The following is a 16102-nucleotide window of genomic DNA, read 5'->3' as shown; positions in this document are numbered from 1 at the left end:
AACGATGATAATCATAGGATATAGGATAGAAGAAGCAACTCAGTAATTAAAACTAGTTGGACAAGCAATTTACCCACAGTAATTAAGTAATTAGGCAGTTACAGAGATAAAGCTCTGCACCGTTTCCACCAATTCTTGGGGCTGAAAGGGTTTACAAATATAGCCCACGGAGCCATGCATTTTTGCTTTTACCCGGTCTAAAACCCCACTGCGGCCGGTCAACATAACAATGGGAATATGCTTGAGAGCCTCGGATTTATTGCAAATACTGCACAGTTGATACCCATCAATGTCAGGCATATTAATGTCCATTAAAATCAGGGCTGGTTTAGCGTGCATCAAAGTGGTTAAGGCACTAGCGGCTTGTTTGATGTTGATAACCTTAAACCCAGTGGCTTCTAGGGCAAAGCTCACCACCCTTTGAATGGAGGGGCTGTCGTCCACACAGGCAATGACGGGACGGTTATCCTCCTGTTCTGGTTCGTAGGGCCCCATGGTGATTATTCCCTGGCCCACTAAGGTTTTGAGAATAATGGCCACATTGAGGCTACTGGTGTGTAAACATTCAGCAATTTCGTACACACACATGTTTTGGTCCACTAATTCCGGCAATGCCTGGTAGCGGCTAAGCAGGTCACTGGTAATGTGCTCGAGCTTACACAGCCCCGGGAGAATGGCATCGGTATTGTCGGCGATCGTCCGTTGGAAAGGGGAGTTGATAACATTGCGGATCTTAAGCCAGTGCCTAATTTCCGGAGCTACCGGCTGCATTAACTGTTTGAAATCGAGATAGAGCAATAGGCGATCTAGACCTACCGTTTCCTCAAATGTGCAGACCGGCTGGGAAAGGGAAAGAATTTGGACCAAAGCTTCCTGGGTTAACTTTGCCAAGATAGAGCGAATTTCCTGAAAAGAAAATTGCTGGGAATCCCACAATTCACAGAGATACTGGTAATCGCTGGTGATGGGCTGGTCAAGGCGAATACTTTTAGTGGGGGTGTAGCGTTGGAACAGGTAATTTAGCCTTTCCGATTGTCCTTGGTCACTTCCCGCATAGTGAATGCGTCCATTACCCAGGTAGATCCGCCATTGGATGTTGGGATTGCCCTCACTATGGACAATCAACTTGCCAGAGCTCTCTCTGCCAATGAGATTGTGCAAAACCTGGTAAAGGTTAGGGTTTTCACTAACGGAGGGGGGGGGAGCTTCCATAACGTTCGGGGGAGATGGCGGCGGATGGGCCAACCCTAGTTTGGTCTGATTCGTTGCCGGGGAAGAGGACAGGGGAGACTGCATGGGGCAAAATGGCGGTTGGGCAGATAAAGTCCATCAAGGGTGGAGTGAAACCTGTCAGTTAATTATTAATGCTAAAGTTAACTATTTTCTTAATCCTAAGTTAACTATTTTGCCATGGGAACAACGGAAATTAATGAGTAGAGTTTAACCCCATATTCCGCCCAAAATCAAGCACTATCTCACTTGTACAGTAACCAGCTATGCTTGATTGTTTTTTTACATTTCAATCTATGTGAAAGTTATTGGCTTGGTGGTATCTGTTGTTACATTTACTAGGGTCAAATTTCAATGTTTAACTTAGGTTAAACTCTCTGTAACTACGCTAATGGGAGAGGGATTTTTAGTCGTCCAAAAAAATTTCCGTACTTATGAATTAAAATATTTTTTGCTGAGCATTGCCTAATAAAATCACCAATTAAGATTATTAGCTCTTAATTTGCCAGGGATTGCCCATAGCCCGCTGGTGGAAGCGGTGAAAAATTTTCATGGGGTTCCGCTTCCCCGTTTTAAAGAATTTCTTTCCCCCATTTAACCAGTCCAAAATTGCCCCAAATCGGTGGACTAGGGGGAGGTTAATGGCATCTTTGAGTACTCAAAAACTCCAGTTTAGGCTTCGTTGGCTAACAATTCCCGAAAACGAATTTCGTCTCTATGGGGATCAGCGTTACTAACTTTTAGGCTCAGGCGATCGCCGGGGGAAATGGGGCGATCGAACCGATGGGGCAGTTCCAAACCTAATTCTTCTAAAAGGATTAAACCCAAACCATCATCCTCCCGTAACCAGCGGAGCATTACCCCTTGCCAAACTTCATTGATGTTACGCCGCAGAAATTCTAAACTCCAGTAGCGGTTAGTTTGGCGTTCCACCAACGTAGCTTCTTTGGAAGACGGCATGACGCTGTATAAAATTTCCTGTACCTGCTCCCCAGAAAAAGGTAACGGTTGCCCCCGTAAGTAGGCTTTAATTTGAAAATGGGTAATCAAATCTGTGTAGCGGCGGATGGGGGAAGTAGCTTGGGAATAGAGGTCTAGCCCCAAACTGGCGTGGCGACTGGGGGTAATCCCCACTTCACTGCGGGGCATACAACGGCGCACTGCACATTCCCGCACAGGGCCCGGTGGCAAGGACAATAACTCCTCATCAGAGGGTAATTCCGGCTGGGGTTGACCCCGAAATGGCACCGGAATGCCATGCTCCTGACAAAAACGCCCCGCCAACTCCCCGGCCAGGATCATCATTTCCGCCACCAGTTGACGAGAAACGGAAGTTTCCTGGAGATAAATTTGCACCTCATCGTCAGCATTAACTTTAATAATGGCTTCCGGCATTTTGATGGTGATGGCTCCCTGGGATTTGCGCCATTGGGCCCGTTTTTTGGCGGCGTTGGCCAGAAGGGGCAGTTCTGGTTCCCCTTGGATTTTTAGCACTAACATTTCGTCCACATCTTCGTAGGTGAGACGATAGGTAGGCTTAACCCAACTGGGGGCTATGGAAAAGTCAGTCACCGCTCCAGCTTCGTCCAAAGTGACCCCAAAGCTGAGGGCAGGGCACCGTTGGCCCTGGAGCAAACTCATCGGCCCCGTGGCCAATTCCGGGGGAAACATGGAAATCATTCCCGTGGGTAAATAAAGACTGGTACTACGTTTACGGGCTTCTAAATCCAGTTCATCATTGGGGCTCAACAGCCGGGTGGGGTCCGCCACATGGATCCAGAGTCGATGGTCGCCGTTGGCCAGAGTCTCTACGCTCAGTCCATCGTCAATTTCTGAAGTGCTTTCATCATCGATGGTGTAGGTTTTCAGACCGGTCAGGTCGAGGCGTTCTTGATCGGGGTCGGGGGGAGGATTGATTAAGTAAGCATGGGCCACATCGGATACCTTGGCGGGGAATTGATTCGGGTAAGCGCTACGACGCAAAAAGAGATTTTCGTGGCGTTGCCAGATGCCTAATTCTATCAGGAGGTTTTGGGTTTCGTCGGCGCGGCCAGGTTTACCAAGGGTGTGGAGAATGTCCAAGGCTTGGCGATGGTTTTGTTCAGGGAAAAGAATAAATTTTTCTAAAGCTTCTAATCGCAGGCGATCACTCCCTAGCCAAGTAACAGTTTCCCCGGCCAAGGCTTTGTTCACCCGGTCAATAAAACCCTGTTGTTCCTCTTCTTTTTGGGCTTGCACCCGGATTTGATGTTTAATTTCCTCAATTTGACTAGCGGAGCGGGGCTCATACCGATCGCCTTTTTGTTTGAAGTAGAGTTTATCTTCCGCTAGCAGGGCGTGGGCGGCGTAGCATTGGCTTGGGCTTTGCTCAGAAAACAATAACAGGGCTAGATCCGCTGGGGTGATGCTTTCCCCGTCTTCCACCAATAGCTCCCAGGCCACCTCCAAACTAGAAGGGTCTAGGTATGGCTCCACTTCCCCTAAAAAACTCGGTAAATCAGCAACGGTGTAGGGTCCCCCAGGAATTTCATACTCCACCCGTTGGGGCTTTAACTTATGGTTTTGTCCCTGTTGGTCAATGACGACCCAATCTTTTTTGCCATCCGGGCGATCGACCACTGCCAACCGCCGTTCCCCTTGATGCCGAAATTCAACTAATTGACCTTTTTCCACCGGAATGCCTTTGACCCGTTACAGTAACTCTCCCGTTATTTTGGCACAGGGGCTACTGGGATGATAACTGTTGGGCATAACTGAGCTCATTGATGACGTTCCAAGCAAGTATTTGAGTACGGAATGCTTTCCATTGCTGATAAATCTCCTTAAATTGGATATCTTTGCCGGCAAATTCTTCTAACAATGCCTGGGAAGTTTCTTGGGCTACAGTTAAAATTTCCGGAGAAAATGCTTTGAGAATTGTACCCCCGTCTACTAATTTTTTCAGGGCAATGCTATTAAAAGTTTCGTAACGGGATAGCATGAGCAGATTAGCACTACGGGCTGCTTCCTGGAAAATAGCTTGGTATTCCGGAGGTAATTTCGCCCATTGGCTTTGGTTCACCAATACGTCTAAGCTGGGGCCTGGCTCCCACCAACCAGGATAGTAATAGTACCGCGCCGCCTTATTTAATCCCAGTTTTTCGTCGTCGTAGGGGCCGACCCATTCCGCCGCATCAATGGTACCCCGGTCTAGGGCTAGGAATAATTCTCCCCCAGGGATTACCTGGACGTTAACCCCTAGCTTGGCCATCACTTGTCCCCCCAAACCGGGAATACGCATTTTCAAGCCCCGCAAATCCGCTAGGGATTCCACTGGTTTTTTAAACCAACCGGCCATCTGGGCCCCGGTGTTACCCGCAGTGAAATTAATGATATTGAAGTCGCTGTAAACCTTTTGCATCATCTCTAGCCCTCCCCCGGCATAGAGCCAGGCATTTTGTTGTTGGGCCGTCAAACCAAAGGGCATCACACAGGCAAAACCGAGGGCCGGATTTTTGCCAATGTAATAGTAACTGGCGGTGTGGCCACACTCAACGGTGCCGTTTTGCACCGCATCCAATACTTCCAGCCCCGGCACAATTTCCCCAGCGGCGTAGGGCGTAATCTGGAATTTTCCCCCGGTCATGGCGGCGATCGCCTTGCAGAAGTCTTCAGCACCCCCAAAAAGAGTGTCGAGGGATTTGGGCCAACTGGTGACCATGCGCCAACGAATATTGGGCAAATCTCCCCCAGTACTGGTTTTACTGTCGGAGGTGGTGGCCTGGCCACAGGCAATTAAACTGGCGGCGGTTCCAGCGGCGATCGCCGATTGACCAAGGATTTGACGGCGTTTCATAGGGGCAGATTATTAAAGGTATGATTTAAGGGATTTTCCCACAGGCCTAAGGCAATATTGGGGCGATTTTGCAAAACTTGTCTTTAAAATGTAATTGTTGATCAACCCAATGGCGATTGTCCCATTGATGGCAAATTAACCATGATTTCTGCTCTCCAATCCCAACTACCGCCACTTACCCCAGAAGAATATCTGGCCTGGGAAGCAAAACAAGAAATCCGTCACGAGTACATTGATGGAGAAATTCTGGCCATGACTGGTGGCAGTATTCCCCACAATGACCTTGCCATTAATCTGCTGACTATTCTGCGACCCCACATTAAGCATCGGGGTTGCCGTCTCAATATGTCCGATGTCAAAGTGCAGGCAAAACGAGGCGATCGTTATTTTTATCCCGATTTGGTGATTAGTTGTCATCCCCAGGATCTTAACGCCACCCAATGGATTCAACATCCCAAGGTGATCATTGAAGTACTTTCTCCCAGTACTGCCAACTATGACCGTTCCCGCAAGTTGAGATATTATCGACAAATCCCTAGTTTGCAAGAGTATTTATTAGTTAATACCGATCAAGTGTTGGTGGAAGTTTATCAACGGCAAACTGCTGATATCTGGATCTATTGCGACTATAGTAGTGATGAAGTTTTCCATATTCCCAGCCTTGAATTTGACTGCTCCGTTGACGAAATTTATGAGAATATCATCCTGGAAACTTTACCGGAATGATTGTATATTTTCTACAGTATTCGATAGAGTTTATAGATTTTTAATTACAAAACAAATTGTCGATCTTCGTCGATGCCCGAGAAGATATATTTCATATTGCAAACTTTAATCGTCTGCATCAAGAAAGTGGAAGCTGAAAACGACCCGCTACAATGCCAGGAACCGTAATATCTTCATCTAATCCTTCCCGTCTTAAAGCATAACCATTTAGCTCAACCTTAACCGCCGCCAACTGCTCATTTGTTCTCTGCTTCAGAAGACGAAAACTATCGCCAGGGAAACCAATAATGCGGCCATCAGTGAGTTCAACATGCATCATGCGTTCTTCTGCCCAGGCTCCAGTTGCCGCAGGCTCAAAAATATTTAGAATCATCGTGGATTAAATGTAGTTAATCCCAATCCTAATAGTGCCACCCATTGCTTAATCTGCCGCCTTTGTTGGGTTAAGCCAGAATTTTGCTTTCTGGTCCCCCGAAAAATGATGCTAAAATTTGCCATAGCTAGGGGTGTCTAGAAAGCTAGGCTGAGAAAAACCCTTAGAACCTGAGACTGGGTAATACCAGCGGAGGGAAGCTCACCATTCGAGGAAATTTGTATGAGAACTGCTTGGGTTGCTAAGCGCCAGGGACAAACCAATGTTTCCCAGATGCACTATGCCCGCAAAGGGGTGATCACCGAGGAAATGGACTATGTGGCGAAGCGAGAGAACCTGCCCGTTGATTTGATTAAAGATGAAGTGGCCCGGGGACGAATGATTATCCCCGCCAACATCAACCACACCAACTTGGAACCGATGGCGATCGGCATTGCTTCCAAATGTAAGGTCAATGCCAACATTGGTGCTTCCCCCAACTCCTCCAACATTGACGAGGAAGTGGAAAAGCTTTTGCTTTCCGTTAAATATGGTGCAGATACGGTGATGGATTTATCCACCGGTGGTGGCGACTTGGATGTAATTCGTACCGCCATCATCAACGCTTCCCCCGTCCCCATTGGTACCGTACCCATTTACCAAGCCCTGGAGAGCGTCCACGGTAGCATTGAAAATTTAACCCCGGACGATTTTCTCCACATCATCGAAAAGCATGCTCAGCAAGGGGTCGACTATATGACCATCCATGCGGGGCTACTAATTGAATATTTGCCTTTGGTGAAATCCCGCATCACCGGCATTGTTTCCCGCGGCGGTGGCATTATTGCTAAATGGATGTTGCATCACCACAAGCAAAATCCCCTCTACACCCACTTTGACGAGATTATTGAAATCTTCAAAAAGTATGATGTTTCCTTCAGCTTAGGGGATTCTCTGCGCCCCGGTTGTACCCACGATGCTTCCGATGATGCCCAATTGTCTGAGTTAAAAACCCTCGGTCAATTAACCCGCCGGGCTTGGGAACATGATGTCCAGGTGATGGTGGAAGGCCCTGGCCACGTACCCATTGACCAAATTGAGTTCAACGTTAAAAAGCAAATGGAAGAGTGCAGTGAAGCACCTTTCTATGTTCTTGGCCCCCTGGTAACGGACATTGCCCCCGGTTATGACCACATCACCTCCGCCATCGGAGCGGCGATCGCCGGTTGGCACGGTACCGCCATGCTCTGTTACGTTACCCCCAAGGAGCATCTAGGTTTACCCAACGCCGAAGATGTACGCAACGGTTTAATCGCCTATAAAATTGCCGCCCACGCCGCCGACATTGCCCGCCATCGCCCAGGGGCCAGGGATCGGGATGACGAACTTTCCAAAGCCCGCTATAACTTCGACTGGAACCGTCAGTTTGAGTTGTCCCTTGATCCAGAGCGGGCCAAGGAATACCACGATGAAACTTTGCCAGCGGATATTTACAAAACCGCTGAATTCTGTTCCATGTGTGGGCCCAAATTCTGCCCCATGCAAACTAAAGTCGATGCGGAAATGCTGGAAGAACTAGAAGTATTTCTCGCCAAAGATAAGGAAATGGTAGCCCGGCACTAACAATCAGTCTGTCCTCCTAACTAGCCCCAATTATGGCAACTTCGAGAGACAGACTCAAACCTCCAGCAGTGGATTCTAAGCACTTGTTGACGGCGTTTTCATTTGTCTTCCAAATCGCCCGGCTAAAGCGACCCTAATGCTAGGAGTTTTCTGAGACACAATCCAACCATAGAGGTGGGTTCAAGCCCACCTTTCCGATTTTTAACTTTTATCTGATTGATGGGGAATCATTTCACCCAAATAAGGCGGTTAATCAATCTCTTTCGGACTGTCGTTTTACCAGCCCGCATCAGTCAGTTGATATTGCAAACTATTCTTAAATGGCAAAAGGATAATTGCATTGATATGGGGGCTGCCTTGGCTTACTATGCGCTGTTTTCCCTCTTTCCCATTTGCTTGGTGATGTTGAGCATTGCTGGTCGATTATTGGGGTCAGACTCCAACTATTATTTGCAGTTGATTGGTTTTGCCCAAAATATTTTACCGGAACAGCCCTTTCGGGTTTTTCAGCAAGCCTTGACCAATCTAAACCAAAGTAGTTTTAGCGCTGGAATTATTGGCTTTGGCATTTTGGTTCTCACCGCTAGCCGCATTTTTGATGCCTTGAATCAAAGCGTTAAAAAAATCTGGGCCGTGGCTTACCAACCTAGGGAAAATGCGGGAGTTAAACACCACGCTTTCAATTTCATTAGGAATAAAATTCTTGCTTTTTTGCTGGTGCTAAGCACGGTAATGGTATTTCTTTTGTCTATGTTTGCCAACTTGGCGGCTAAAATTTTTCTGACTGTCCTGGCGGAATTTGGACAGTCTATTCCCTGGGTTGCCTTTGATAGTTTAGGTTTAATCGCTACCCTACAGACTAGTATTTCTTACTTTGTCATTACCGCAGTTATTGTTACTTTGTTTAAAGTTTTACCTCCCATCCGGCTACAATGGTGGGATATTTTCCCAGGGGCAGTTCTAACGGCTGCAGCCATGGTGGGCTTACAAAATGCTGTAAGTAGCGGAATTATTCGCATTGGTGAAAATTTGCAAGCCTACGGAGTTGTGGGCAATGTAATGGTGCTGTTGTTGTGGATTTATCTAATTTTTCAAGTCTTTTTTATTGGTTGTGAATTCACCTTTGTGTTCACTTATATTTTTGGCAGTCGTAGTCAATGGGAAAAACCATTTAACAAGACCCAGAGCAATTAAAGTAATTTTTATATTCTGCCTAGGGAAAATGGAAATAGGAAAAACCTTGTGGGAAATTATGCCCAGTTAAAAAATAATCACTGGCCCATCGCCCAAACAAATAAAAATTTTGGAGGATAGTAATTTGGAACGCATTGCCATTGTCGTCGTGGAACCCCAGGGGGAAAGAAACGTAGGGGCGATCGCCAGGGCCATGAAGAATGTAGGATTGGGGGAATTAATTTTGGTCAACCCCCGCTGTGATCACCAGAGCTTTGAGGCTCAAACCATGGCAGTCCATGCCAAAGATGTCCTAGCTAAAGCAAAAGTGGTGGATACTTTGGCCACGGCCCTTGGCGATCGCCAGCGTATCATTGCCACCAGTGCCCGGGAACAAATATTGGCATCCCCGGCGGAAACTCCCCGGCAAGCATTACCTTGGTTGTTAGCCCCAAATCTGAAAAGTGCCTTGGTATTTGGGAGGGAAGACAGTGGACTGACTAATGAGGAATTAAATCAAGCCCATCGCTTTGTCCGCATTCCCGTTCATCCCCAGTACCCGTCCTTGAACCTTTCCCAAGCGGTGGCAGTCTGCACCTATGAGTTGTACCAAGCTAACCTAGCCACGTTGCCACAAAAGCAGAGCTCCCCCCCAGAAATTGAAACTCTATCTCCCGTCCCCCCGGCCACCAACGCCCAATTGGATGGTTACTATCAACACTTAGAAAAAACCCTGTTAAATATTCAGGTTTTATATCCCCATACCGCCCCCAGCAAAATGGCGAAATTACGCCGAATTTATCAACGAGCCGGATTGAATGTTGAGGAAGTGGCCCTATTGCGCGGAATTTTGGGGCAAATTGACTGGTTAACGCAACAAATTGAACTTTGAATTAGTCATTCCGAGCAACTACTGGGGCGATTGTGATGGCCTGGCCAATAAACTTTTGTCTGGTTCTTGTCCTGTATGGGTTCTTCGTTTTAGAGTGTTGAACTAATGGAAACGCCGCCCCCCGGTAACCAATCCTCTTCCTCCGGGATAATATCCTTCCCAAAGCCTCACCATGATTACTTCCATGCCCCGTCGTCCAAAGTCTCGCCGTGCCCAACGCCGTAATCTCCGGGTCATTACCGGCACCCCCATATCCCCCAGTGGCGAAGCCGTTACTGAAGTTACCGAACAAGTTGAGGATTCGGTGGACCGGGAACTGCAACCATTGACCCCAAAGTCCGGGGGGGGGAAGGTCAACCCGTTTAAGGTTGTGAGTGGCACCGACGTTAAACCAGCAGGGAAATTTGTCCCCAAAGGTAAAACCTCTGGCCTACGGCCCCGCAAGGTGAGTAGGCCCCTGAGCTGGTGGCAAAAAGGTTTGCTCGGTTCCATTCGTCTGGGGGTTGTGGGTATTGGTATTGGGGCGATCGCCGGCACAACTATCACCACCTTTAGCCCCACTAAATTTATCCGGGCTGGTCAAGAACAGGCTCCTTTGGCCACAACCACTGGTTCAGAGCAAATAAATCAAGATAAACAGGTTATCTACCCCCAAAAGGTACTAGCGTCCATTGCGGGTTGGGTCACAACGGAAGCTGATAAATTACGGGGAACCCCGGCAACGGCCACACCGGAAACAGCACAAAATCAGGAAACGACCGTGGCCACTGCCCCCAGTGCTGTTCCTGACGCGATTCAGCCCACCCAGGAAGACCCGGCCCTAACCCAAAAGTTGACCACCCTGGGGACGTCCAAAGCTCCAGCCATCAATTCCTATGCCTATTTCATTGACGTAGACAACGGTCGCTTTGCCAATGCCAAAGGAGAAACCCAGCTACCCGCTGCCAGCACCATTAAAATTCCCGTGGCGATCGCCTTTTTTGAAGCGGTGGACCAGGGCAAAATCCAACTCCATGAAGAACTGCCCTTAACGGAAGATGTGATTGTGGGGGAAGCGGGCACTATGCAGTATGACGTGGGTAAACGGTCCAGCTATCCGGCCCTAGAGGTGGTAACCAAAATGATTGTCATCAGTGATAACACCGCCACCAATATGTTGATCAAGCGGTTGGGGGGTAAGGAATTTCTCAACCAGCGTTTCCAAGCATGGCAGATGCCCCAAACCAAAATTAATAATTACCTGCCGGATTTAGAGGGCACCAACACCACCAGCCCCCAGGATTTAGCTCTATTGTTAGTCAAACTCCAGGGGGGAGAACTTTTATCCCTCAAATCCCGTGATCGCCTGTTGAAGATCATGCAGGAAACCCAAACCCGTACCCTCTTGCCCCAGGGATTGGAGCCGGACGCCACCATTTCCCATAAAACCGGTGATATTGGCACTGTCTTGGGAGATGCGGGCATAGTGGATATGCCCAACGGAAAACGCTATGTGGGGGCTGTGCTAGCTACCCGACCCCATAACGATGTGGCGGGCCGTTTGCTCATTCAGGATATTTCCCGCACCGTTTACCAGCATTACAAAGGCATCATCCCTCCGGTCACCCCAGCCCAACCTGCGGCCAAACCAGAGGAAACCCCGGTGGATTCCGGTAATTAACTCAGCCCGGCCAGACCTTACTGGCCCCATTGCTCAAATAATTTCCGCTTCCTCCGTACTTTCGGCGATCGCCTGGGCGGTGAAAATGGCCTGGGCACTGTGGCTCTGCTCCGGAGAAGGGGGGCGACGTTGCACATAGGTGCCATCGGGCTGTAACTCCCAAGCCTGACGGTTATCTGCCAGGAGAATACCCAAAATGGACTGTAATTCCTGTTTTAAATCGGTTTGCTCCACCGGTACCACCGCTTCCACCCGTCTGGTTAAATTGCGGCTCATCCAGTCCGCACTGCCAATGTAAATTTCCTCCTCACCGCCATTGTGGAAATAAAAAATACGGGAATGCTCCAACAGCCGGCCAATGACACTAATGACCCGAATATTTTCACTGACATTTTCCACCCCTGGTCGGAGGCAACAAATACCCCGCACAATCAGATCAATCTGTACTCCTGCTTGGGAAGCAGCGTAGAGGGCGCGAATGATTTGCGTATCCACTAGGGAATTCATTTTGGCCACAATCCGACCAGTGCCCCCATTCAGACAATGGTCTGCTTCCCGCTCAATCATTGCTATCATTCTTTCCCGCATATTAACCGGGGCCACCAATAATTTTTGGTAATCCTTTTGGCGGGAATAACCAGTCAAAAAGTTAAATAAATTAGTCAGGTCATGGCCTAATTCTGGACGGCAAGTAATCAGCCCTAAATCGGTATAGAGCCTGGCGGTTTTAGGATTGTAGTTGCCCGTGCCAATGTGCACATAACGACGGATGTCCGGGCCTTCCTGGCGAACCACTAGTACCGTTTTGGTGTGGGTTTTTAGTCCTACTAGACCATAGACCACATGGACGCCGTACTGTTCTAATTTCCTCGCCCAGTTAATATTATTCTCCTCATCAAAACGAGCCTTCAGTTCCACCAACACAGCTACCTGTTTGCCATTTTCCGCCGCCGCAATCAGAGCGTTAACAATGGGGGAATCCCCCGAAGTGCGGTACAAAGTCATTTTAATGGTCAATACATGGGGATCGTAAGCCGCCTGGGTAATAAATTGTTGCACCGAAGCGGTAAAGGATTGATAGGGATGATGGACCAAAATGTCCCCCTGACGAATGAGGGTGAAAATATCCACCCCTTCCTGCTGGACCCTACCGTCTTCGTTTCCATCGACAAATTCATAGACATGCTTAAGCCGGGGGGGAATAACGGAAGCCCAGGGTTCATCCTTAAGATGGGGGGCAGGTAAGGACAGGAAGAAGAACAGGTCCTTTAGTCCCAACATGCCGTCAATGTCGTAAACATCAATTTCCTCCAATCCCAAATCCGCCATCAGGCGATCGCGAATGGCTTTCGGGGTAGAAGCATTGATTTCCAGACGCACTGCGGATTTGCCCACCCGTCGTTTACGCAATTCCTCTTCGATCGCCAATAGTAAATCATCGGCTTCGTCTTCCTCCACCGCAATGTCCGCGTTACGGGTCACCCGAAAGAGATGACATTCCTGGATAATCATGCCGGGAAAGAGGGATTCCAGATTATGGGCAATGACCTGCTCCAGGGGCACGCCAGTCCAGAGCCACGGCTTACCGGGATCCGGCTGACAAACATCTTCCGGCAGAGCCACAAAGCGAGGCAGAGTAGGGGGTACCTTGACCCGGGCAAATAATTCCTCGTCGGTCTCCGGGTCCCTTACCACCACTCCTAAATTAAGACTGAGGTTGGAAATGTAGGGAAAGGGGTGGCTTGGATCCACCGCCAAAGGGGTTAAAACCGGAAAGATGTGGTCATCATAAAACCGATGGAGATAATGCCGTTCTTCCTGGCTAAGATCCACATGGTCGTTGAGGAAAATCCCCTCCTCGGCTAATTTTTCCCTCAGTACATATTCAAATACCTGATGTTGCTGACACACCAAAGGCCGGAGGGCTTTGCTAATTTCCTTGAGCTGCTGGGAAGGAGTACGACCGTCCGCAGTAAGTTTGGTGACGTTAGCTTCCACCTGTTGCTTCAAGCCCGCCACCCTGACCATGAAAAATTCATCCAGGTTAGAGCAAAAAATTGCCAAAAACTTCAACCGTTCTAAGAGGGGAGTACGGTCATCCAACCCTTCATGGAGCACCCGTTGATTGAAAGCCAACCAGCTTAACTCCCGATTAAAATAGTAAGAAGGATCTTGAAAATTAACGGTGGGAGCAGAGGCCATAGCTTGGATCATGGAAGCACAACCCCAATGGTAGGGAATACAACGATTAGGTAAATTTTACCCCAGCTTACTCTGGCAAAAATTATGGTTAGTTTAAGAAAGAGGTGGCCATCAGTTGTTCCCGTCCTTGGCTAGTCTCTCCGAAGAGCTCTAAAACCGCTTGAACTTTTTCAAGAGGCGATCGCCGAGGAGTTCCACTTCCGGCACCTTAGCAAAGGCTGTCCCCACAGCAAACACCACTAGGATAATGCTGGACATGGTCAGCACCTCAAGAATATTCTCCACCAGGCTATTCACTCCCCAGATTTTTTGCCAAAGAATACTGCCCTGCCACCCGGCCACACTGGCGATCGCCGTAATGCCCGCAAGCTTACCCAGATCGATGGCCCAACTCAGTAGACTAAGCCCTGATAGACGACGGTTGAGCATCCAAATAAAAATAGCCATGGAAAAAAGATTGACCCCCACAGTAGCCATGACAATACCCACTGTGCCAAAGGGTTTGTAGAAAAGGAAATCTAGTAAACCATTGAGGAAAATATTAAATAAGCTGACCCGAAAAGGACTTTGCCCATCCCCTAACGCATAAAACACCCGAACTAATACGTCCCGACCAAGGTAGAAAAACATGCCTAAACCATAGGCGGCCAATACCGGGGAAACTTCCGCCGCCGCTTCTGCATCAAATGCCCCTCGTTCATAGATGACCTGGACAATGGGAATGGCTAAACCTACCAAAATTGCGGTGAGGGGAAACATGGTCAGGGCACTCAACATTATTCCCTGACGAATGCGAATCTTTAATTCCGGCCAATTCTGGGGATCCGCTAAGCGGGAAAATACGGGCAAAAAGGGCACCAAAATCATATTGGAAATAATACCCAGGGGAGTGAGGGCGACAAAATTGCCATAGCGCATGGCCGCCGCCGCATTGGGAATAAAGGAAGCAAAAAAGAGGTTAGTAGCAAAATTGATATACAGCATGCCCGAAGAAAGGGTGGCGGGAATCATCACCTGCAAAACTTCTTTCACTCCCGGCAGAGCAAAATTAAACCGGAGCCGCAATTTACCCATGCCTGCTTTCGCCTGGGGTACGATCTGGGCGGCCCACTGCAATACCGCCCCCGCTGTGGTCCCCCCTGCTAGCAATAGGGAACCCAATAACCAGTAGGGGGGAGTGTTTAGTTGATCCCCCAACTGCCACACCGCTACCCCCAACCCTAAAATGACCGTGATGCTGGAAAGCAGGGGGCTAATACTAGGTAATAAATACTGATCCGCTGCATTCAAAGTACCAAAGCCAATGCCAATTAGGCCCGACAGCAAGGCCATGGGAGCCATAATTTGCAACTGTTGCACTGCAATGCGCCTGGTTTCCGGTTCCAACCCCGGTGCCAACAGATCGATAAATAGTCCCGCCCCCAACACCAAAATAATTGTTACTGCCAGCAATACCCCACTGACTAAAGTTGTGACTGTTTCCACCAAGGGGGCCGCCTCTTCCCGATCGCGTTTGGACAGCACACTCACCAGCGCACTGTGGAAGGGGCCGTTAATGCCCCCCAGCAAAATAAACAAAAAGCCTGGAATTACATAGGCATAGGCATAGGCGTTGACCACCGTTCCCACCCCAAAGGCGGCGGCGATGATCTGTTCACGGAATAAACCAAAAACTTTACTGACCAAGGTGGCGATCGCCACAATGCCAGCAATGTTGGCCAGGGAGCGGGAAGATTTACCGGAGGAAGACACAGGCTAGATTGCAATGGATCAAGGGGCCATTATCGAGGAAGAGCGGTGGTAGGGCCTAATCTTTCCCCATTGCCCTCTGCCCCATGGGCAACGAATCCCCGCCAACATCTGGAGATTTTTACATTTCACTGAGTTTGTTGAGAATTTAGCTCTGCCTCCAAATCGGCCAATTTGCGCTTGAGGGTGGCATTTTCCTGGGTTAATCCTTGGTTGCGCCGTAATAAATCCTGTTGCAAGGAAATCTGTTGTTGACTCCTCCGTTGGCGATCGCGCAGATCCCGCAACACCACCATGGCGTATTGCAATTGGCCCTGGTCATCAAAAATGGGCGTACCGGTCACTTCCAAAGGGATAATTTGGCCCCCCTGACGAATTTCCAGATCGTCCACCCGACAGGCTTCTCCTTGGAGAGCTTTAAGCAGAGGCTGTTCTGTGAGGGGATAGAGTTGATTGGTGCCCGTTTGATAGGCTTGGTAAATATCATTTAATTGCTCGATCGCCGCTTCGGGCCACAGCCCTTTTCCCAGGAGATCAATGGTGGCCAAGTTAGCATAGAGCGGTCGCCCCTGGGCATCAACAACGAAAACACCAAGGGGTAGAGCATCGAAAAATTTTTTAAACTCCATACGGGGACTAAGACTGGTGCCACCGTCAGGG

Annotated in this window: 12 protein-coding genes and 1 riboswitch; of the genes, 5 read left to right on the top strand and 7 right to left on the bottom strand. The window is 48.8% G+C overall.

Annotated elements, in window-relative coordinates; all coding sequences use genetic code 11:
- Positions 1 to 90: 90 nt before the first annotated feature.
- The 3 genes from D082_RS04310 to D082_RS04300 all read right to left on the bottom strand — a co-directional run bounded on the left by D082_RS04310 (position 91) and on the right by D082_RS04300 (position 5065).
- A complete protein-coding gene (locus D082_RS04310; protein WP_028948977.1) occupies positions 91 to 1296 on the bottom strand; it encodes a response regulator in 1206 nt (401 codons plus the stop codon).
- A gap of 606 nt (positions 1297 to 1902) precedes the next feature.
- Positions 1903 to 3903, bottom strand: coding sequence for a ribonuclease catalytic domain-containing protein (locus tag D082_RS04305; RefSeq protein ID WP_028948978.1), 2001 nt, complete (start codon positions 3901 to 3903; stop codon positions 1903 to 1905).
- 52 nt (positions 3904 to 3955) lie between these two features.
- The gene (locus tag D082_RS04300; RefSeq protein ID WP_028948979.1) at positions 3956 to 5065 is read right to left on the bottom strand and encodes a TRAP transporter substrate-binding protein; all 1110 of its coding nucleotides are present in this window, start codon (positions 5063 to 5065) and stop codon (positions 3956 to 3958) included.
- 141 nt (positions 5066 to 5206) lie between these two features.
- On the opposite strand from D082_RS04300, the gene D082_RS04295 reads away from it, so the two are divergent.
- Complete coding sequence (locus D082_RS04295; RefSeq protein WP_028948980.1) at positions 5207 to 5791, top strand: Uma2 family endonuclease; 585 nt, start codon at positions 5207 to 5209, stop codon at positions 5789 to 5791.
- Positions 5792 to 5909: 118 nt separating this feature from the next.
- Here the strand turns inward: D082_RS04295 and D082_RS04290 are convergent, their stop codons facing one another.
- Positions 5910 to 6164 (bottom strand): DUF2442 domain-containing protein, encoded by a 255-nt coding sequence (locus D082_RS04290; RefSeq protein WP_051738674.1) that lies wholly within the window; start codon positions 6162 to 6164, stop codon positions 5910 to 5912.
- 119 nt (positions 6165 to 6283) lie between these two features.
- A riboswitch (TPP riboswitch) is annotated at positions 6284 to 6379 on the top strand.
- A gap of 7 nt (positions 6380 to 6386) precedes the next feature.
- On the opposite strand from D082_RS04290, the gene thiC reads away from it, so the two are divergent.
- The 4 genes from thiC to D082_RS04270 all read left to right on the top strand — a co-directional run bounded on the left by thiC (position 6387) and on the right by D082_RS04270 (position 11491).
- The gene (gene thiC, locus D082_RS04285; protein ID WP_028948982.1) at positions 6387 to 7766 is read left to right on the top strand and encodes a phosphomethylpyrimidine synthase; all 1380 of its coding nucleotides are present in this window, start codon (positions 6387 to 6389) and stop codon (positions 7764 to 7766) included.
- Positions 7767 to 7985: 219 nt separating this feature from the next.
- Positions 7986 to 8960, top strand: a complete 975-nt coding sequence (locus tag D082_RS04280; RefSeq protein WP_028948983.1) for a YihY/virulence factor BrkB family protein — start codon at positions 7986 to 7988, stop codon at positions 8958 to 8960.
- A 109-nt stretch (positions 8961 to 9069) separates the two neighbouring features.
- Positions 9070 to 9831, top strand: a complete 762-nt coding sequence (locus D082_RS04275) for an RNA methyltransferase (RefSeq protein ID WP_038530194.1) — start codon at positions 9070 to 9072, stop codon at positions 9829 to 9831.
- A gap of 172 nt (positions 9832 to 10003) precedes the next feature.
- Complete coding sequence (locus D082_RS04270; protein WP_028948985.1) at positions 10004 to 11491, top strand: class A beta-lactamase; 1488 nt, start codon at positions 10004 to 10006, stop codon at positions 11489 to 11491.
- A gap of 33 nt (positions 11492 to 11524) precedes the next feature.
- On the opposite strand, the gene ppk1 is transcribed toward D082_RS04270, so the two are convergent.
- From ppk1 to D082_RS04255, 3 genes are all read right to left on the bottom strand, one after another.
- Positions 11525 to 13705 (bottom strand): polyphosphate kinase 1, encoded by a 2181-nt coding sequence (gene ppk1 / locus D082_RS04265; protein ID WP_028948986.1) that lies wholly within the window; start codon positions 13703 to 13705, stop codon positions 11525 to 11527.
- Between the two features lie 138 nt (positions 13706 to 13843).
- Entirely contained in the window at positions 13844 to 15445 is a 1602-nt protein-coding gene (gene murJ / locus D082_RS04260; RefSeq protein ID WP_028948987.1) for a murein biosynthesis integral membrane protein MurJ, read from the bottom strand.
- Between the two features lie 125 nt (positions 15446 to 15570).
- Entirely contained in the window at positions 15571 to 16071 is a 501-nt protein-coding gene (locus D082_RS04255; protein WP_028948988.1) for a PAS domain-containing protein, read from the bottom strand.
- Positions 16072 to 16102 lie beyond the last annotated feature (31 nt).

The organism is Synechocystis sp. PCC 6714 (genome assembly GCF_000478825.2).
Lineage (GTDB): Bacteria > Cyanobacteriota > Cyanobacteriia > Cyanobacteriales > Microcystaceae > Synechocystis.
Note: the sequence above shows the minus strand (reverse complement) of the source record. Positions and strands in the feature narration are given on the sequence as shown.